9 protein-coding genes are annotated in these 20233 nt (G+C 67.1%); 4 read left to right on the forward strand and 5 right to left on the reverse strand.

The features are described 5' to 3' along the window. Positions 1 to 2: 2 nt before the first annotated feature. From leuB to leuC, 5 genes are read right to left on the reverse strand one after another with little or no spacing between them, the layout of a single operon-like run. Positions 3 to 1079, reverse strand: coding sequence for a 3-isopropylmalate dehydrogenase (leuB, locus tag JN531_RS14905; protein WP_228349640.1), 1077 nt, complete (start codon positions 1077 to 1079; stop codon positions 3 to 5). A 43-nt stretch (positions 1080 to 1122) separates the two neighbouring features. After that, positions 1123 to 1758: a 3-isopropylmalate dehydratase small subunit gene (leuD, locus tag JN531_RS14910; RefSeq protein ID WP_228349641.1), complete on the reverse strand. Its 636-nt coding sequence runs from the start codon at positions 1756 to 1758 to the stop codon at positions 1123 to 1125. A gap of 9 nt (positions 1759 to 1767) precedes the next feature. Further along, positions 1768 to 2202, reverse strand: coding sequence for a PaaI family thioesterase (locus JN531_RS14915; protein WP_228349642.1), 435 nt, complete (start codon positions 2200 to 2202; stop codon positions 1768 to 1770). Continuing rightward, positions 2192 to 2677 carry a PaaI family thioesterase gene (locus tag JN531_RS14920; protein ID WP_228349643.1) on the reverse strand — a complete coding sequence of 162 codons (486 nt, stop codon included), beginning with the start codon at positions 2675 to 2677 and terminating at the stop codon, positions 2192 to 2194. The genes JN531_RS14915 and JN531_RS14920 overlap by 11 nt, the downstream gene beginning before the upstream one ends. Beyond that, on the reverse strand, positions 2674 to 4089 hold the full coding sequence (gene leuC, locus JN531_RS14925) for a 3-isopropylmalate dehydratase large subunit (RefSeq protein ID WP_228349644.1): 1416 nt from the start codon (positions 4087 to 4089) through the stop codon (positions 2674 to 2676). Before leuC ends, JN531_RS14920 begins: the two co-directional genes overlap by 4 nt. A gap of 118 nt (positions 4090 to 4207) precedes the next feature. Here leuC and JN531_RS14930 point away from each other — a divergent pair, with 118 nt between their 5' ends. From JN531_RS14930 to JN531_RS14945, 4 genes are all read left to right on the forward strand, one after another. Then, positions 4208 to 5116, forward strand: a complete 909-nt coding sequence (locus tag JN531_RS14930; RefSeq protein ID WP_228349645.1) for a LysR family transcriptional regulator — start codon at positions 4208 to 4210, stop codon at positions 5114 to 5116. A gap of 439 nt (positions 5117 to 5555) precedes the next feature. Further along, entirely contained in the window at positions 5556 to 6371 is an 816-nt protein-coding gene (locus JN531_RS14935; protein WP_228349646.1) for a sulfatase-like hydrolase/transferase, read from the forward strand. A gap of 15 nt (positions 6372 to 6386) precedes the next feature. Beyond that, a complete protein-coding gene (locus tag JN531_RS14940; RefSeq protein WP_228349647.1) occupies positions 6387 to 15365 on the forward strand; it encodes a type I polyketide synthase in 8979 nt (2992 codons plus the stop codon). Continuing rightward, positions 15358 to 20193, forward strand: coding sequence for a type I polyketide synthase (locus JN531_RS14945; RefSeq protein WP_228349648.1), 4836 nt, complete (start codon positions 15358 to 15360; stop codon positions 20191 to 20193). Before JN531_RS14940 ends, JN531_RS14945 begins: the two co-directional genes overlap by 8 nt. Positions 20194 to 20233 lie beyond the last annotated feature (40 nt).

Genomic DNA, 20233 nt, shown 5'->3' on the forward strand with positions numbered 1-20233 from the left:
GATCAGCGACGCAGGGCGGCGACCACTGCATCGCCCATGGCGACAGTGCCGATCACCGGTTCGCCAGGCTGGGCGATATCGCCGGTCCGCAGGCCCTGATCCAGCACCTGCTGTACCGCAGCCTCGATGCGATCCGACAGATCGGCGCGATCAAAGCTGTACTTGAACATCATCGCCACCGACAGCAGCGTCGCCAACGGGTTGGCCTTGCCCTGCCCGGCGATGTCGGGGGCGCTGCCGTGAATCGGCTCGTACAGCCCCTTGTTGTTCACATCCAGGGATGCCGACGGCAACATGCCGATGGAGCCCGCCAGCATCGAGGCTTCGTCGGACAGGATGTCACCGAAGATGTTCCCGGTGACGATCACGTCGAACTGCTTCGGCCGCTTGACCAGCTGCATGGCAGCGTTGTCGACATACATGTGTTCCAGGGCGACATCGGGGTACTGCGCCCCCACCCGGGTGACCACTTCCCGCCACAGGCGCGAGGTTTCGAGCACATTTTCCTTGTCCACCGAGCACAGGCGCTTGCTGCGCTTCTGCGCCGCCTGGAAGGCCACATGGGCGATCCGTTCCACCTCGGGGGCGCTGTAGTGCATGGTGTCGTAGCCCTCGGCATGCCCATCCGCCGTGGTGCGCCGCCCCCGGGGTTCACCGAAATAGATGTCACCGGTGAGCTCGCGCAGGATCAGGATGTCGAGCCCGGCAATCACCTCCGGCTTGAACGAGGAGGCCGCCGACAGCGCCTCATAGGCCAGCGCCGGGCGCAGGTTGGCGAACAACCCGAGGTCCTTGCGAATGCCGAGAATGCCGCGTTCCGGTCGCAGCTCGCGCGGCAGTGCGTCGTACTTCGGGCCACCGACCGCGCCCATCAGGATGGCATCGGCCGCCCGTGCCGCCTGTTGCGTGGACGGCGGGTACGGATGGCCTTCGGCGTCATACGCCGCACCGCCAAGGTGGCCGAAGGTCCATTCGATCGGCTCGCCTTCATCCTTGAACAGCGCCAGCACCTTGACCGCTTCGGCCATGATTTCGCTGCCGATGTAGTCGCCGGGGAGAATCAGGATTTTCTTGTTCATGGTTCGTTGAAGACTCGGGATTCGGGAATCGGGAACGGGGCGTTCAGAACAACCACGGCGCTTCGATACGACGCCGTGCCTCATAGGCACGGATGTCATCGGCCTGGGTCAGCGTCAGCCCGATTTCGTCGAGGCCGTTGACCAGGTTGTGCTTGTGATGCGGATTGATGTCGAACGCGAAGGCACTGCCGTCGGGCAGCCGCACCTGCTGTGCCGGCAGGTCGATGGTGATTTCGGCATTGGCATCGGCTTCTACTGCAACGAACACCGCCTGAACCTGCTCCGGGGTCAGCACCACCGGCAAGACGCCGTTCTTGAAGCAGTTGGAGAAAAAGATGTCGGCATAGCTGGGCGCGATGACGGCGCGAAAGCCGTAATCGTCGAGTGCCCACACGGCATGTTCGCGCGACGACCCGCAGCCGAAGTTGTCGCGGGCCACCAGGATGCGACTGCCGGCGTGGGCCGCGTCATTGAGGACGAAGTCGGGATTGGGGCGACGCGTGGCCGGGTCGATGTCCAGGGTGCCGGGGTCGAGATAGCGCCAGTCATCGAACAGGAACGGGCCGAAGCCGGTGCGACTGATCGACTTCAGGTATTGCTTGGGGATGATGGCGTCGGTGTCCACATTGGGACGGTCCAGCGGCATCACCTTGGCGGTCAGGGTGGTAAAGGCTTGCATGACAACCTCTCAGACGGCGAGCAAGAAATGGGTGTTGGCAGCGGCCACCGGCCGTGCCTCGTCGTCCTGCCAGGCCACCACTCGCACATTGGCGAGACGACGACCGTGTCGGGTAATGCTGGCCCGTGCCAGGACGTCGGCCGGACCCGCGCTGCGAAGATACTCGACCGTGATGTTGATGATTTTCGGTACCCGCAGAATCTCGGGCAGCAGCAATAACTCGCAGGTGGCGGTGAGTTCCATCATGGCGCCCAGCGTGCCGCCGTGGAGGGCACGGATGGTGACGTTGCCGAGGCGGCTGTCGTCATAGGCCATGCGCCCCACCAGACCGCTGTCATCCCCGGTCAGCGAGAAGCCGAGAAACCGGGCGTATGGCAGTTCCGCAATACGGGGCGCCAATGCCTCGATGCTGCGCAGCGGCGGCAACAGCAGACTAGTGTTCATCGCCTGCCTCCTTCGGCGCTGTCCGCCGCTGCGGCTGTCCTTCCTCATGGAACACCATGAAGGTACCCGCCGCGGTGGCGAGACCGTCATCAGGGTTGCCGTCATGGACCACCGCCCGGGCGAAGGCCACCTGCCGGGTCATCCGGTAACACTCGGCCGTACAGCGCAGGGTCGCACCCGGTCGTGCCGGCCGCAGGTAGTCGATGCGCAGGTCCAGCGTGGCGATACGCCGCAGGGTCTCGAGATGCGTGAGGATGGCCCCGCCACAGGCGGCATCCACCAGGGTGGTGATGACCCCGCCGTGCAGCACCCCGGTCTCCGGGTCCCCGACCAGGTCTTCCCGCCAGGGCAGATCCAGCACCAACCGACCGGGCGTGGTTTCCACGAAACGGAAACCCAGCGCAGCGCTCTGGGGGACCCAGTCGATGAAATACTGCTGCCCCTGAGCCGGGCTGACGACACGCAGGGGGTTCACGACTGCCCCTGCACCTGACGCACATCGACGAAATGACCGGCGATGCCGGCAGCCGCAGCCATCGCCGGCGACACCAGATGGGTGCGCCCACCCTGCCCCTGGCGCCCCTCGAAATTGCGATTGCTGGTGGAGGCACAGCGCTCACCCGGCTCCAGCCGGTCGGCGTTCATCGCCAGGCACATGGAGCAGCCGGGTTCGCGCCACTCGAATCCGGCGTCCAGGAACACCCGATCCAGTCCTTCGGCCTCGGCCTGCTGCTTCACCAGTCCGGAGCCGGGGACGACCATCGCCAGTTTCACCGAGTCGGCCTTGCGCAGCCCCTTGACCACATTGGCCGCCGCCCGCAGATCTTCGATCCGGGAATTGGTGCAGGAGCCGATGAACACCTTGTCGATGCGAATATCGACGATGGGCGTGTTGGCCGTCAGCCCCATGTACTGCAACGCCTTCTCGAGCCCACTGCGCCGCACCGGATCGGGCACTGCGGCGGGATCAGGCACGCGGGCCGAGACCGGCCCCACCATTTCCGGCGACGTTCCCCAGGTCACCTGAGGCTCGATCTCGGCGGCGTCAATCTCGATGACCGTGTCGAACCGCGCCCCCGGATCGGACTTCAACTGCGACCAATTGGCCACGGCGGCATCCCACTGCGCGGCGCTGGGGGCGAACGGGCGCCCCTTTACATAGGCAATGGTCTTGTCGTCCACCGCCACCAGTCCGGCGCGGGCGCCGCCCTCGATGGCCATGTTGCACAGGGTCATACGGCCTTCCATCGACAGATCCTCGATGGCTTCACCGGCATATTCGATGACATGTCCGTTGCCGCCGGCGGTGCCGATGCGGCCGATGATCGCCAGGGTAATGTCCTTGGCGGTGATGCCCGGGCCGACGCGACCATTGATCCGGACCTGCATGGTGCGGGCCTTCTTCAACACCAGGGTCTGGGTGGCCAGGGCATGTTCGACCTCCGAAGTGCCGATGCCGAAGGCCAGCGCACCGAAGGCCCCATGGGTCGAGGTATGGGAATCGCCACAGACCACGGTCATGCCCGGCAAGGTCGCGCCCTGTTCCGGACCGATGACATGGACGATGCCCTGTCGCACATCCATGAGATCGAACTTGGTGATGCCGAATTCGGCGCAATTGCGGTCCAATGCCGCCAACTGAGCGCGCGAAATAGGGTCGGCGATGCCACCGGCCCGATTAATGGTGGGCACGTTGTGATCCGGCACCGCCAGATTGGCGTCGATTCGCCAGGGGGTCCGGCCGTTCAGGCGCAGACCCTCGAAGGCCTGCGGACTGGTGACTTCGTGAACCAGATGGCGGTCGATATAGATCAGTGCCGAACCCTCACCGTCGTCCTTGACGACGTGGGCATCCCAGATCTTCTCGTAGAGCGTCTTGGCGGTCATGGCGGGGACTCCTGGCGGGCAATCGGAACGGAATGGCTGCGCATCCTAGGCGCTTCGCTTGCATTACTCCAATGAATCGTTTTTATATTATTGATCTCCATTTGGAATAGAGTGACGAGTGGACTTCCAGACGCTGAGCGCCTTCCTCGCCGTGGCCGACGCCGGCTCGTTCTCCGCCGCCGGCGAGCGGCTGTTTCTGTCACAGCCTGCCATCAGCAAGCGGATCGCCACCCTGGAGGCCGGGCTGGACCAACCGCTGTTCGACCGCATCGGTCGCCGCGTCACCCTGACCGATGCCGGCCGCGCCCTGCTGCCATACGCACGGCGGGCACTGGATGATCTCGAGGATGCCCGCCGGGCGCTGACACACCTGCGGGGCGCCGCCAGCGGCCGACTGACGGTCGGCACCAGTCACCACATCGGCCTGCACCGCCTGCCTGCAGTCCTGCGGCAGTTCACCCGCCGCCATCCGCAGGTGGATCTCGACCTCAGCTTCATGGATTCCGAGCAGGCCTGCGAGGCGGTGGCCGCCGGGCGGCTGGAGCTGGGCATCGTCACCCTGCCGCTGACACCTGAGCCGCGATTGCATACAGAGCTGATCTGGCCCGACCCGCTGGCCGTGGTGGTCGGGGTCGACCATCCCCTGGCGCATGCCGGCAGCGTTGTGCTCCAGGACCTCGCCGCCCACCCCGCCGTTCTGCCCGATCACCAGACCTACACCCACCGTATCGTCCGCAAAGCCCTTGCCAGCCACGGCCTCACGCCCCACGTGCGGCTGGCAACCAACTATCTGGAAACCCTGAAGATGCTGGTCGGGATCGGGCTCGGCTGGAGTGTTCTGCCTGCCTCCATGCTCGACGCCAGCCTGCGCCCGCTGACCCTCCCCGGGCTGCAGCTGTCGCGAACACTGGGCATGGTCTGGCACCAGCGCCGCACCCGTTCACAGGCGGCCGAGGCGATGATCACCTTGCTGCGGACCCAACAACCCGCCAGCGCCAGTGCTGTGTCGCTTTCGCCGGGAATGTAGAACCGCTGCGATCGTGACCCACTTGGCAGCGATCATCGTCTAAATGCGCCAAATGTCCCCAAGTGGCTCGGTACCGCCGGTCGGGCCGACGGTGCCGTTCATCGCGCGTTATCATTAACGATTGATTGCCACGTCAGCAAAGGCTTACGCGGTGGCGTGGGTTCCTCCTAGGGCCAGCCTCCGGACCGACTGTTAACGTGGGTGAACCGGCGGTCAGGTCGTGCGTGAGCGGGGCTTCCGGCGCAGGACGACGGTAGGTTCCGTCATTTAGGGGACACGGGCACAAGGCCCGATTCATACACAGCACGCCCCTGATCGGGCGCTGGGCACGGTATCGCAGCCATGACGGCGGCACACCGATGCCGGCGTCTGTTTGTTGGGCACCCGACCCGTCTCGATACGAGCGGGGTCATTTGTAGACCAGGAACGAACTAACCGCATGAGCAAGGACGTCGTCTTCATCGTCATGGACAGCTGCCGTTACGACAGCTACGCCCGCGCCCGCACGCCCAATATGGACCGCATCGGGGTCGGCGAAAAGCGCTTCAGTTTTGCCTCCTGGACGTCACCCTCGCACTACACCTACCTGATGGGCATGGTGCCGCACACCAGCCCCCAGGGCGTTTTTGCCTCGGAGGTCTACAAGAAGGAATTCGCGCACTGGGTGCATCGCCTCGGGATCGACGGCCTGTCGTTCAAGGATTTCGTCCCGCAGCTGTCGCTCCCGCACGTGCTGCAGGAAAACGGCTACCGCACGGTGGCCCGCGTATCGCTGCCGGTGCTCAATCCGTTATCGCATCTCAACCGGCATTTCGACGACTACAAGCTGATGCCGAACCACAACGATTTCGGCGGCATCATCCAGCAGGTCGAATTCGACGAGGACGAACCCAGTTTCCACTTCCTGAACCTGGGTGAAACCCATTATCCGTACATGCTCGATGGCGATTCGCTACCGCACATTTCCGGCGTCCATGGCGTTTTCAAGCGCCTCGATGACGATCTCGGTCAGGCGACCGAAGACCGCTTCTTCGACGACGAGCAGATGAAGGACCTGCACACCCAGCAGGTGAAGACGGTGGAACACGTCGACACCCTGCTCGACGCCCTGATTGCCAAGGCGCCGGTCAATACCCACTTCATCATCACCGCCGACCACGGCGAGTGCTTTGGTGAAGGGGGCTACTTCGGGCACGGCCCGATCGTTCACGAAAAAGTGATGGAAGTGCCCTTCCTTGAGGGCATCAAGCGCTAACGCGCAGGTACCGCCATGTCGTTGACTGACTCCCCCGCTCCGCCGTCCTTCGAAATCTTCGGGCTCAACCCGGGTGACCTGTCACCCCGTCTGGCACTGGCGCTGGCCCGTGCCGGTGCCACCGGTGTGCTGGACCTGGTGCACGCCCAGGACGCGGCCGGGGCCGACATGCAGTTCCGGACGCTGGCCAGTCAGACCGAGGCCCGCATCGGCCTGCGACTGACCTCAGCGCACCGTGATCGGGTCGCGGCACTGCTGTCCGCCGTCGGCGATCGCAGCGTGGTGCTGATGCTGGCCGCCGAGGCGCCGGAGGTTCAGCGCCAGACCGCGGAGGCACTGCGCGCAGTCCATGGCGGGCTGATGATCTGGGCTGAAGTGACCCATGCCGACACCGCCGCCGCGCATGACGGCGGACCGATGGATGGCCTGATCGCGCTCGGTCACGAAGCCGGCGGCTGGGTCGGAGACGACACCAGCTTCATCCTGCTGCAAAAACTGCAGGGCCGCTGTCGCCTGCCGATCATGGTTCGGGGGGGCATCGGGGTCCGCGCCGCGGCCGCCTGCCGTGCCGCCGGCGCGGTCGGTGTGGTCCTCGACGACTGTCTGTTGCTGCTGCGGGAATCCCCGCTGCCGGCCACCACGCAAATGGAACTGGCGCGCCTCAACGGTGCCGAGTGCAAGTTGTTCGGTGAGCGCGTCGACACGCCGGTACGGGTCTACGGCAAGCCCTCATCGCCGGCCCTGAAAGCGACCGAAGCCGATGATCGGGCTGCAGAAGGCGGACAGCTGGATGTCGCCACCTGGCGGCAACAGCTTGAACATCGCCTCGGGTGGTCCGGTCGTCCCGATCAGCTGATGCCACTGGGACAGGGCATCGGGCTGGCGGCCCACTATCGCGATCGGCACGGCAGCGTCGGACGTCTGGTGCAGGCCCTGCGCCGCGCCAGTCAGCAGCAGATCGAATCGGCCGCCCGCCTCGGCTTTCTGGACGAAGGCGCACCTTTGGCCACTGCCCATGGCACCCGCTTCCCGGTGGTTCAGGGGCCGATGACGCGGGTGTCGGACGTCCCCGACTTTGCCGTTGAAGTGGCCCGTGGCGGCGCCCTGCCGCTGTTGGCGCTGGCATTGATGCGGGGCCCGCAGGTGCGGGAAATGCTGGAGCAGACGCGCGACCGGATTGGCGATCAGCCCTGGGGTGTCGGTTTGCTGGGTTTCGTTCCGCATGCCCTGCGCGAAGAGCAGTGTGCGGAGATCTGGAAATGCCCGCCCCCCTTCGCACTGATCGCTGGCGGCCGGCCCGACCAGGCGGCCGAGTTCGAGAAGCGTGGCATCCAGACCTACATCCACGCGCCAGCGCCCGCATTGCTGCGACTGTACCTCGATCAGGGCGCACGGCGCTTTGTGTTCGAAGGGCGTGAATGCGGCGGACACGTCGGCCCGCTGGCCAGCTTCGCGCTGTGGGAGCAGATGATCGAAGTGCTGCTCGCCGAGGTGAAGCCGGGCGAAGAGAAACAGGTCCATGTGCTGTTTGCCGGCGGCATCCACGATGCCCTGTCCTGCGCCATGGTGGCGGCGATGACGGCCCCGCTGGCCGCGCGCGGCATGAAGGTGGGCGTGCTGATGGGGACTGCCTATCTGTTCACCCGCGAAATCGTCAGCACCGGCGCCATCGTTCAGGGCTTCCAGGACGAGGCATTGCGCTGCCGTCGTACGGTCAACCTGGAGACCGGCCCGGGCCATGCGTCGCGGTGTGTCGATACCCAGTTTGCCCGCGAGTTCTTTGAAACCCGCCGCCGCCTGATCCGTGAAGGCCGCAGCGCCGAGGAGATCCGCGACGAACTCGAGGACCTCAACCTCGGGCGCCTGCGGATCGCCTCCAAGGGCGTCAACCGCAACACCGAGGGCGAGATCGTCAGCATCGAGGCGGCTGAACAGCTCGATCAGGGCATGTACATGATCGGTCAGGTCGCCACCCTGCGCGCCGAGCCGGTGGCGGTCGAGGCGCTGCACCTGGAGGTCTGCCGGGGCGCCCAGGTGCACCTGCAGGCCTGGGCGGATGCCCGCGCTGATCGTCGTGAAAAAGCCAAGCCCGCCGACATCGCGATTGTCGGCATCGGCACGTTGCTGCCGAAAGCCGATGGCCCGGATGCCTTCTGGCACAACATCCTGCATCAGGTTCGCAGCATCGGCCCGGTCCCCCCGGAACGCTGGGATCCGGAGCTGTATTTCGATGCTGACCGCAAGACGCGCGACAAGGTCTACTCGCGCTGGGGCGGCTTCCTCGACGAAGTGCCCTTCGACCCGATGCGCTACGGCATTCCGCCCCGTTCGATGAAGTCCATCGACCCGATGCAGCTGCTGACCCTGGAGGTCGCCCAGCGCACCCTCGCCGATGCCGGCTACGGTGACGGCGGCGTCGATCACGAACAGACCTCGATCATTCTTGGCGCGGGTGGTGGCCTCGGCGACCTCGGCCTGCAATACGGCGTTCGTGCCGAACTGCCGCGCTTTGTCGAGAACCCCGACCCGCGGGTGTGGGAGCGACTGCCGGAGTGGACCGAAGAATCGTTCGCCGGCACCCTGCTCAACGTCGCTGCCGGGCGGGTCGCCAACCGGATGGATTTCGGCGGGCTCAATTTCACCGTTGATGCCGCCTGCGCGTCGTCGCTGGCGGCGATTTCGATTGCTGTCAGCGAGCTCGAGGCCGGCCGCAGCAACCTGGTGCTGGCGGGGGGCATCGATACGGTGCAGTCGCCGTTCGGGTTCCTCTGTTTCTCGAAGACACAGGCGCTCTCGCCCACCGGCAGCCCGCGGACCTTTGACCGCGCCGCAGACGGCATCGCCATCAGCGAAGGCCTGGCGGTCGTGGCCCTGAAGCGACTCGCCGATGCCGAGCGTGACGGCGATCGCATTTACGCCGTGATCAAGGCGGTCGCCGGCTCCAGCGACGGCAAGGCGCTGGGGCTCACGGCACCGCGACCGGACGGGCAGATCCGCGCGATCAAGCGCGCCTACGCCAAGGCCGGCTTCTCGCCGACGTCGCTGGAACTGTTCGAAGCCCACGGCACCGGTACCCCGGTGGGCGACCGTGCCGAAGCGGAAACCATTACCCGTGCCCTGCGCGCCGAACAGGCCGCCCCCAACACGGTGGCCCTCGGGTCGGTGAAGACCCTGGTCGGACATACCAAAGCCAGCGCCGGCGTCGCCGGCCTGATCAAGATCGCGCTGTCGCTCTATCACCGGGTGCAGCCGGCACATCACGGTGTCGACAACCCGATCGACACCCTGGCCGCCGCCGACACGCCCGCCTATCTGCTGAAGCAGCCGCGCCCCTGGGTAGCGCATCCCGATCATCCACGACGTGCCGGGGTCTCGGCCTTCGGCTTCGGCGGCACCAATTTCCATGCCGTTCTCGAGGAATATGGGGGTGCCCAGCCGGCCGCCGCCGGGCATGACCGCTGGCCGCATGAACTGCTCGTGTTCAGCGCCACCGACCGTGCGCAACTGCAGCAGCAGATCGAGCAGCTGCGGCCGGTGGTCGCCGCACCCGGGAAGTTGATGCTGTCGACGCTGGCGTTCGCCCTCGCCCGTGTCGCCGAAGGGCGTGTCAACGCCGCCCTGCGGCTGGCCGTGGTCGCCAGCGACTTCGCCGGCCTCGCCCAGGACCTCGACCGGATCAGCGCCCATCTGCGGGACGGTCAGCCTCTTCCGGCGAGCGCCCGCTTGCAGGACCCGTTGCCGCAGACGCCGCCACGCGTTGCATTCCTGTTCCCCGGCCAGGGTGCCCAGCACGTCAACATGGGCCGCGAGGCGGCGCTCTATTTCGACGAGGTCCGGCGCTCACTGGAGCTGGCCGATCAGGTACTCGCCGGGCGCCTGCCGCGGCGTCTGTCGCAGTACATCCTGCCGCCGGCCGCGTTCACGCCCGATGCGGATGCCGCACAACAGGCGGCGCTGACCGACACCCGTGTGGCGCAGCCCGCCATCGGTGCGGTTTCACTGGGCTACCTGGCACTCGCCGGCCGTCTCGGGCTCAAGGCCGATGCTGCTGCCGGCCACAGCTACGGGGAATATGTCGCCCTCGCCGCCGCCGGCGTGATCAGCCCGGCCGACTGTCTGCGGCTGTCCGCGGTCCGCGGCGCCGCGATGGCACAGGCCAGCGATGCGGCCGTTCCCGGAACCATGGCCGCCGTGCAGGGCCGCCGCGAAGACATCGATGCCGCGATCGCGCCGTTCGACGGGGTCCGCATTGCCAACCACAACGCGCCGGGCCAGAGCGTCATTTCCGGCCCGCGCGCGGCCGTCGAAGCCGCGGTGAAGGCGCTGTCGGAGGCCGGCCTGCGCAGCACGCTGTTGCCGGTATCGGGCGCCTTCCACACCGAACTGGTGGCGGATGCCCGCCCCCCGCTGTCGGCAGCGATTTCCGAAACCGCGTTCCAGCCGGCCGGACTGACCGTCTTCCACAATGGCAGCGGCGCCCCGTACCCGGACACGGCCGAGGCACAGAAATCCACGCTCGACGGACACCTGCTGTCCAGTGTCGAGTTCGTGCGCGAGATCAACGCCATCGCCGACCTCGGTTGCACGGTGTTCGTCGAGCTCGGCCCGAAGAGCATTTGCGCCAACATGGCGCGCGCCATTCTCGAAACGCGCGACGGCATCACCACGGTCTCCCTGGATGGCCAGGGCGGCGGTCTCAAAGGCCTGCTGGGCGGAATTGCCGACCTCTGGGCGCGCGGCGTCGACCTCAGTCCGCTGCGCCTGTTTGACGGCCGTGACCTGCCCTGGCTGGAGATGGCCGATCTCGCCAAGGCCGCAGTCGTCCCCGCGTTGCCCGCCCATATGTGGATGGTGAGCGGTGGCTGCGCCCGACCGCAGGGTGACCCCGAGCGCCGCACCGGCACCTTGCCCGCGCTCACGCGCGTCACCGCCGATGCCGCACGTCAGCGGTCCGAAGCCGCGCTTGCGACTGCTGCCACACCCCCCGCACCGGCCGCAGCACCAGCGCTCGTAGCGGCCACCCCGGCGCCGTCCGCCGGCTCGCCGTTGGGCACCGATGCCCTGGTGGCCTATCAGCAGACCATGCAACAGTTCCTGGCCTTGCAGGAACGCGTCATCCAGCAGGCACTGGGGATGCCCGCGAGCGCCTCGCCGGCCGCCGCGATTGCACTGCCAGCGGCGCCCGCGCCCCAGGTTTCACCCGCCGTACCGGCCACCGCAGCTGCGGTTGCGGCACCCCCGACTGTGAGCGCGCCACCGGTGGTTGGCCAACCGGCGCCGGTTCCGGCCGCTGCTGCGGATGTCGCGCCGGCCCTCGATGTGCGCGCGCTGGTGCTCGACATCGTCGCCGACCGCACCGGCTACCCGCCGGACATGCTGGCGCTGGATGCCGACCTCGAGGCCGATCTCGGCGTCGACTCGATCAAGCGAGTGGAGATCATCGGTGCCGTGCAGAAGGCGCTGCCCGCCGCTGCCGGCGAGCAGATTCAGGCGCAGATGGAACGCTTCACCCAGGCCCGCAGCCTGCAGGCGGTCATCGACACCCTGACCGCGCTCGTGCCGGCTGCGCCCATCGCCGCCGCTGCAATCACGCCCACCGCGGCTTCACCCGCCGCAGCAGAACCGGCGCTGGATCTCCGCAGCCTGCTCCTCGAAATCGTTGCTGACCGCACCGGCTATCCACCCGACATGCTGGCGCTGGATGCCGACCTCGAGGCCGACCTCGGCGTCGACTCGATCAAGCGGGTCGAGATCATCGGCGCCGTGCAGAAGGCGCTGCCCACCGCTGCCGGCGAGCAGATTCAGGCGCAGATGGAACGCTTCACCCAGGCCCGCAGCCTGCAGGCGGTGCTGGATGCGTTGGGCGCAGTGGCACCCGCCGGGATGACACCGACGGCCACCGCATCGGTCGCCCAGGAAGCGTCATCGGCGCCTCACCCGGCCGTTGATATCCGGGCACTGCTGCTCGATATCGTTGCCGACCGCACCGGTTATCCGCCCGACATGCTGGCGCTGGATGCCGACCTCGAGGCCGACCTCGGCGTCGATTCGATCAAACGGGTCGAGATCATCGGTGCCGTGCAGAAGGCGCTGCCCGCCGCTGCCGGCGAGCAGATTCAGGCGCAGATGGAACGCTTCACCCAGGCCCGCAGCCTGCAGGCCGTGATGGATGCGCTGGCATCGGTGATGCCGACCGCGCCGGCCACCCCTGCGGCCGCCGGTGCCGCGCCCACCACGGGCGCGGTGGTGGCCACCGCCGCGGTTGACCTTCAGTCCCTGTTGCTCGATATCGTCGCCGATCGCACCGGCTATCCGCCCGATATGCTGGCACTCGACGCTGACCTCGAAGCCGACCTCGGGGTTGATTCGATCAAACGGGTGGAGATCATCGGCGCCGTGCAGAAGACCCTGCCGGCCGCCGTTGCCGACCAGCTGCAAGCGCAGATGGAACGTTTCACCCAGGCCCGCAGCCTGCAGGCCATCCTGGCGGCACTGGCAGGCTTGCAGCCGACCGCCACGACGCCACCGGCAGCGGCAGTGGCAACACCGGCGACGGTGCCAACAGCCGAAGCGACCACCATTCCGCGTTACGTGGTGCGCTGCCGTGCCGCGGCCCTGCCGCCGCGCCGTGTCCGCTTGACCGGCACCGCGCTGGTGGTGGCTGGCCCGCAGGCGATCAGTGATGCGCTGTCGGCACGACTGCGGGCGGAAGGACTGCAGCCCGTCGCCATCGTCGATACCCAGGCGGCCGCCATCGCCGCCGCTGTACAGGCAGCCCGTAAGGCCTACGGCCCGATTGCCGCCGTGCTGCATCTCAGCGGGCTGCATGCCGATACCGACGACAGCAGCCTTGAAGGCTGGCGCGCCGGGTATCAGCGGCACCTCCTGTCGATGCTGCATCTGGCCCATGCGCTGGGCGATGATCTCGGCGCGGTGAGGCTGCTGGCCGGCTCTCGCCTGGGCGGCAGCTTCGGTCGCGACAGCGTCGGCGATGGCGCGTTGCTGGCCGGGGGCCTCAACGGTGTGCTGAACTGCCTCCGCCACGAGTATCCGGGTGCGGTCATGCGGGCGGTCGACTTCGACGGCCAGACCGACGCCGAGATCGTGGCCGCCTTGTGCGACGAACTGCTGTGCGAGGACACCGCGCCGGAGATCGGCTACATCGGGCACGAGCGCGTCGGCACGGTGGTCATAGAGCAGCCGGCGGGTACCGGCGACGGGCTGACACCGTCGGCGGACTGGGTCGTGCTCGCCACCGGCGGTGCCCGCGGCATCACTGCCGAGCTGCTTGAATCGATGGCGGTGCCCGGAATGCGCATGGTGCTGCTCGGCCGCACCGCAGAGCCCGCAGACGAACCGGCTGCCCTGGCGTCGCTGGATACGCCATCCGCATTGCGCGCACACCTGCTCGCCGAGGCACGTGCAGCAGGACGGACCCCGCGACCGGTGGAGATTGACCGCGAGATTTCACAGCTGCAGGCCGCGCGGGAGATTCGCAACAATCTCGCGCGTCTTCGGGCCGCAGGCTGCACGGTCGACTACCGCCCCTGCGATGTCCGGGACGGCGCGGCCTTCCGAGCGCTGATCGCCGACCTCTATACCGAACACGGACGTATCGATGCCGTGGTCCACGGTGCGGGTGTCATCGAGGACAAGCTGATCGTCGACAAGCGGGCGGAATCGTTCGAGCGGGTGCTGGGTACCAAGCTGGATGCGGCGCAGGTGCTGGCACAGGCTCTGCAGCCGGCCAGCCTCAAGATGCTCTGCTTCTTCACGTCGGTGGCCGGCCGCTTCGGCAATCGCGGGCAGTCCGACTATGCCGCAGCCAACGAGACCCTGAACCGTCTCGCCTGGCAGCTGCACCGCCGGTGGCCGGATACCCGGGTCATGGCGATCAACTGGGGTCCGTGGGATGCGGGCATGGCCAGTGAAGGCGTCAAGGCCGCCTTCCGGGCCCAGGGCATCGAGCCGATTCCGGTTGCTGCGGGCCGTCAGTACTTTCTCGACGAACTCCGTCACGGCGCGCGCGCCGATGTCGAATTGGTGGCGGGCCGCGGCACCTGGGGCACGCCGGCCGACCCCGACGCGCACGGCGTTGCCGCCGCCGGGCCGGAGGGTCTGCCACTGATCACCCACGCTCCGCGCATGGGCCCGGGCGGTGCGATGACGCTTGATCACGTCTTCACGGCCGACAGTGACCCCTATCTGCTCGACCATCGCATCGACGGCAAACTGGTATTGCCGGCGGCCGGTGCCGCGGAATGGATGGCCCAGTTTGCGGCTGCGGCCTGGCCCGGCTGGCAGGTCAGCGAGCTGCGGGATCTGCGGCAGTTCAACGGCATCTCTGTCGACAGCGATGGCGAACGCTTGATCCAGTTGCGGGCGCGCGCGTCATCGCATTCCGATGCCGGCACCCAGTCGATTACCGTGGAAATGGTTGATCCGGCGCAGAAGCGTCCCTGCTATCGGGCGACCGTGTGTCTGGTGGAACAGTTGGCGGAAGCGCCACTGCTCAACCTTGCCGCGCTCACCGAAGCACAGCCGGTAACCGCCTCCGACGCCTACGGTCGTTATCTGTTTCACGGCCCGCGATTCCGCCTGATCGACCGTATTGACGGGGTCTCGCAGACCGGCGTCGATGCCATGGTGCGACCAGCCTCGGTGAAAACCTGGCTCGACCGCGACGGCAGCTGGCTGTTCGACCCCGGCTTGCTCGACCTGCCGCCACAGCTGGCCATCGTCTGGTCGCGCATCCATCACGACATGACCGCCCTGCCCTCGGCCATTGGCCGGGTCCAGCGGTTTGCCGGGAAGGCCAATGGTCCGCTGAAGTTGGCGCTGCGGATGCTGCCGGATGAGCAGGCCCAGTCGATTCGCTATGACGCCTGGATCATCGATGGCGATGGTCGGGTGCGCCTGGCGATAGAGCGCTTCGAGGGGCACATGAGTGCCGCCCTGAACCGGCTGGCCGGCGAGGCCGCGCCTCGTGGCTGAAGCACTCGACATCGCCGTCATCGGCATGTCCGGCGTTTACGCCGGCTCCCGTGATGTCCGCGCCTACTGGCAGAACATCCTGGACCGGCGCTATTGCGTCTCCGAGGCGCCGGAGGGCTGGTCACGGGGCGTGCTCGATCGCGACCAGCGGGCTGCCAATCGGGTCTATACCGCCCAGGGCGGCTGGCTGCACGATCTCGCCGAGTTCGATCCGCGCGAGTTCGGTGTCATGCCCAACACCGTCGACGGCCGCGAACCCGATCACTTCCTTGCGCTGAAGCAGTCGCGTGATGCCCTGCGCGATAGCGGCTATCTCGACAAGCCCTTCAACCACGAGCGGGCCGGCATCATTCTCGGCCGTGGCAACAACACCAATCGTGGCGCCGCCAACCTGCTCGCCCATGGCAATGAGATCGACCAGATGGTCGACATCGTCGCGAAGGTGCGTCCGGACTTCAGCGAGACCGAGCTGACTGCGCTGCGGGAGGGTCTGCGCGCGCAACTGCCACCCTTCAACCCGGAGATGCTGCCAGGCCTGATTCCCAACATTACCACCGGCATCATCGCCAACCGCCTGGACCTGATGGGCCCGAACTGTATCGTCGATGCGGCCTGTGCATCGTCACTGGTGGCCCTGGAACAGGCGTGCCGGGAGCTGCAGCTGGGGCGCTGCGACCTGATGCTCTCGGGCGGCGTCCATGCACAGACGCCACCCCACAGCTACATGATCTTTTCCCAGATCAACGCCCTGTCGCGCGAGCGTATCCGTCCCTTTGACGCCGCCGGCACCGGCACCCTGCTCGGCGAAGGTTGCGGAGTGGTGGTGCTGAAGCGCCTGGCCGATGCCGAACGTGATGGCGACCGCATCTATGCCGTCATCAAGGGTATCGGGGTCGCCAGTGACGGTCGCGCCAAGGGGTTGTTCGCGCCGCGCATGGAAGGTCAGGTAGTGGCGATGCGCCGCGCCTATGAGAGCAGTGGCATCGACCCGATGACGGTCAGCCTGATCGAGGCACACGCCACCGGCATCCCGCTGGGTGACCGCACCGAAGTGCAGTCGCTGACCGAAATCTTCGGCCCACGGCGCGGTTTGCCGACCATCGCGCTGGGCTCGGTCAAGAGCCAGATCAGCCATGCCATCCCGGCCTCCGGTGCCGCCAGCCTGATCAAGACCACGCTGGCCCTGCACCACAAGGTGCTGCCGCCAATGCTGATTGGTGACCCGGCACCACACCTGGCCCTCGACAAGACGCCGTTCTATCTCAACGCCATTGCTCGCCCCTGGGTGCATGACCCGCGGCAACCGCGACGTGCCGGTGCCAATGCCTTCGGCTTCGGCGGCATCAATGCCCATGTCCTGCTTGAAGAGTACCGGCCCGCCGGGCGCCCGGTGCAGGTCGCGGTATTGCATGCTCCCAGCGACGGCGAGCTGGTGATGCTGGCGGCCGCCGATCGTAGCGCCCTGCTGTCCGCGGTCGATGCGCTGGCCGCCCGCCTGTCACAGGCACCGGCACCCTTGCTGGCATCGATTGCGGCGGCTTGCGCTGAAAGCGCACACGGGCAGCACCGTCTGGCGATCATCGCCACCGATCTTGACGACCTGCGCAAGAAGCTCGGACAGGCACGTGACAAGCTGACCGCTGCCGATGCGCAGCCGTTCAAGACCCGTGGCGGGCTCCACTACGGCGTCGGCCCCCGCCCCGGCAAGCTGTGCTTCCTGTTCCCCGGGGAGGGCGCGCAGTACCCGGGCATGCTCAATGATGTCTGCGTCCAGTTCCCGGCGGCGCGCGCGTGGTTCGACTTTCTGGAAGAAACCGTGGTCCCCGGCGAACGGGATTCGCGGGCGCCCATCGTGTTTGCGCCGCCAACGACACTCACTGTCGATGAGCGTGCTGCGCTGGACCAGCGTCTGTTCGACATGGACGTGGCATCGGAAACCGTGTTCGCCGCCAGCATGGCCCTGTTCGATGTCCTGACCGGTCTCGGCCTGAAGGCTGACGCCATGCTCGGTCACTCGACCGGCGAGAACACCGCCCTTACGGCATCCCGCGTGCGTCGTTTTGACGACCGTCGTGAGATCGCCGATACGGTGCGCGACCTCAATCGGATCTACCGCGAGCTCGACGCCCGTGGCGAGATCGCCGAGGGCGCCCTGCTGACGCTCGGCGCACTGGATGCCGCCCAGCGCGAGGCGCTGTTGGCTCATGAGGGCGATGAGCTGGTGGTGGCGATGGACAACTGCCCGAACCAGTTGGTGGTGTTCGGCGCCCGCGACGCCATCGACCGCCTCAAGAAGACGCTTTCCGCCGAGGGCGCGATCTGCGCCGAACTGCCGTTCGGCCGCGCCTATCACACCGCCCTGTTCAAGCCGATCGCCGATGCCTACCGCCGCTACTTCGAAAGCATCGATTTTGGTCCTGGCATCGCCACGCTCTACAGCGCCCGCAGTGCGGCTCCGTTCCCGGACGAGGCAAGCGCCATTCGCGAAACCGTGGCGCAGCAGTGGGAGAACCGGGTGCGCTTCACCGACACCATCGAGCGGCTGTATGCCGACGGTGTCCGGGTGTTTGTCGAAGTCGGTCCCAGCAGCAACCTGACCGGTTTTGTCAGTGACATCCTGCGCGACCGCGGCGACACCGTGGTGGTCGGCACCGACAGTCGTCGCAAGAGCGGCCTGGCCGCGCTGCGCAGCGCGCTGGCGCAGTTGTTTGCCGCCGGTGTCGAGTTTCCGCCGACCGCCTTGTTCGCCCATCGGGACATCCCGCCACTGGCGGAGGCCAGCGCCACTGCGGCCGTGGTGCCCCCCCGGCTCAATCTGATGATGCCGCGGCTAAGCTGGCCGCAGGATCTGCCGGTGCCGCCGCTGCCGCTGGCGGCGGCGACGACACCGGCTGCCACCCCCGACGCGGCAGCCCCGGCAACGGCCAGCCCACCCACAGTGACCGCCGACCCCCGGCAGGCTGCCCTGCAGACGCATTTCTCGCTGATGCGCGATTTTCTCGACTCGCAGGCCCGGGTGCTCGGGCTGGTCAGCGGGACCGCAGCAGCCGTGCCACCCGCCCCGGCGCAAGCGGCCGCCCCATCCGTGACCGACGGTGTCACCCGCTTTCCGCTGCTGACCGGAGCCCGGGTCACGGTCGAAGGTCCGCGCATGACCTTCGAGCACACGCTGACCTTGCAGCAGGATGCGTTTCTGCAGGATCACACCATCGGCGGCCAACCCAGTGCGCATGATCCCGGCCTGTTGCCGATTCCGGTGGTGCCGTTCACCTTCAGCATGGAACTGCTGGCCGAGGCGGCACAGCGCCAACTCGACCGGAGCGACCTGCAGGTCGTCGGGTTGGACCAGGTTCGCGGCAGCCGCTGGCTGTCACTCGACCAGGGCGAGCTGGCACTGCGCATCGTCATCGAGCCGCGTCCCGCCGAAGGTCAGGAGGTGCGCGCGTTCGGGCGAATCTTCGCGCTCGGTATCGGCGGCCCGCCCGGAGGGCTCGCGGTCTTCGAAGGGCTGGTACGAATGGCTGTCAACTATTCGCCGCCGCCCCCGCCGCGCGCATGGTCGGCGCCGGATGCCCACCCCGCTCGCAACAATCCTGATGGCGAGCTCTACAGTCACGGCATGTTCCACGGCCCGCGACTGCAGGGCGTCAAACATATCCGTCGCTGGGGGGAGGACGCCATCGAGGCCGAGCTCGAGGCCCTGCCGACCCATGACTACTTTGATCACTGCCGCAGCCCCCGGTTCGAGATCGATGCCGCCATGCTCGATGCCGCCGGTCAGCTGGCCGGTTACTGGCTGACCGAAAAGCATACCTGGGGCTTCAATTGCTTCCCGTTCCGGCTGGCGCGCTTCGACGTGTTTGCACCGCCACCCGCCGCCGGCACCCGGGTGCTGTGCCGGATGACCTTGCGGATGACCGGCGACAACGTGCTGGAAGCCAGCATGGACATGATCGGGCCCGACGGCGCCCTGATCATGCGGGCTGATCATTGGGAGGACCGCAAGTTCTCGGTGCCACAGCGGCTCTATGATTACCGGCTCGAACCCCAGACCCGGATGATGTCGCGGCCCTGGCTGCGGGAGGTGCCGTCAACCTCGCGGCACCTGCTGCGCCAGATGGAGCCCTTTGCGCAGGACTTCCTCGACGAAGGCGGCGGCATCTGGCGTCGCATGCTCGCGCACATGGTGCTCGGCCACGCTGAACGCCGGACCTTCTATGCCTTGCCCGGCAACAGCGGCCGACGTGAAGAGTGGTTGATGGGTCGAATTGCCGCCAAAGAGGCCTTGCGCGAGTGGCTCAAGACCGAACATGGCCACGATGTGGCGTCGGCTGACCTGGAGCTGCTTGCCAGCGGGGACGGCCGTCCCCTGGCCTCCTGTTCGGCGCTGCCCGACGTTCCGATGCCGACGGTGTCGATCAGCCACAGCCGACGGTGGGCGGTGGCGGCATTGTCGCCACCAGGACAACCCTGTGGGCTCGACTATCAGCGGCTCGATCATGTCGACCCGGATCTGCTCGCCGCCGGCAGCCTGACCGACCTGGAACGCGCCTTGCTACGTCCCTGGCAGGGGCAGCCGCTGCTCGCGCAGATCACGGTGGCACTGTGGTCGAGCAAGGAAGCCGCTGCAAAGTCCCATGGCGAAGGCCTGGGCGGTCGCCCCGTGGACTGGCGGGTGGTGCGGCTGTCCGAAGGGCCACGACCGGTACAGGCTACGGTTGAACACGATGGCTGGCAGTATGCAGTTGAACTGCAATATCCCGGTGACACCGAAGTGGTCGCGCTGTGTACCCACCGCAGTGTGATGCCCACCTCGCTGCCCGCCTGATCTTGATCTCTTCGCATTCATTTTTTGACGTACGGACCCA

Origin of the sequence: Flagellatimonas centrodinii (assembly GCF_016918765.2) — a bacterium.
In the GTDB taxonomy this organism is placed as follows: Bacteria; Pseudomonadota; Gammaproteobacteria; order Nevskiales; family Nevskiaceae; genus Polycyclovorans; species Polycyclovorans centrodinii.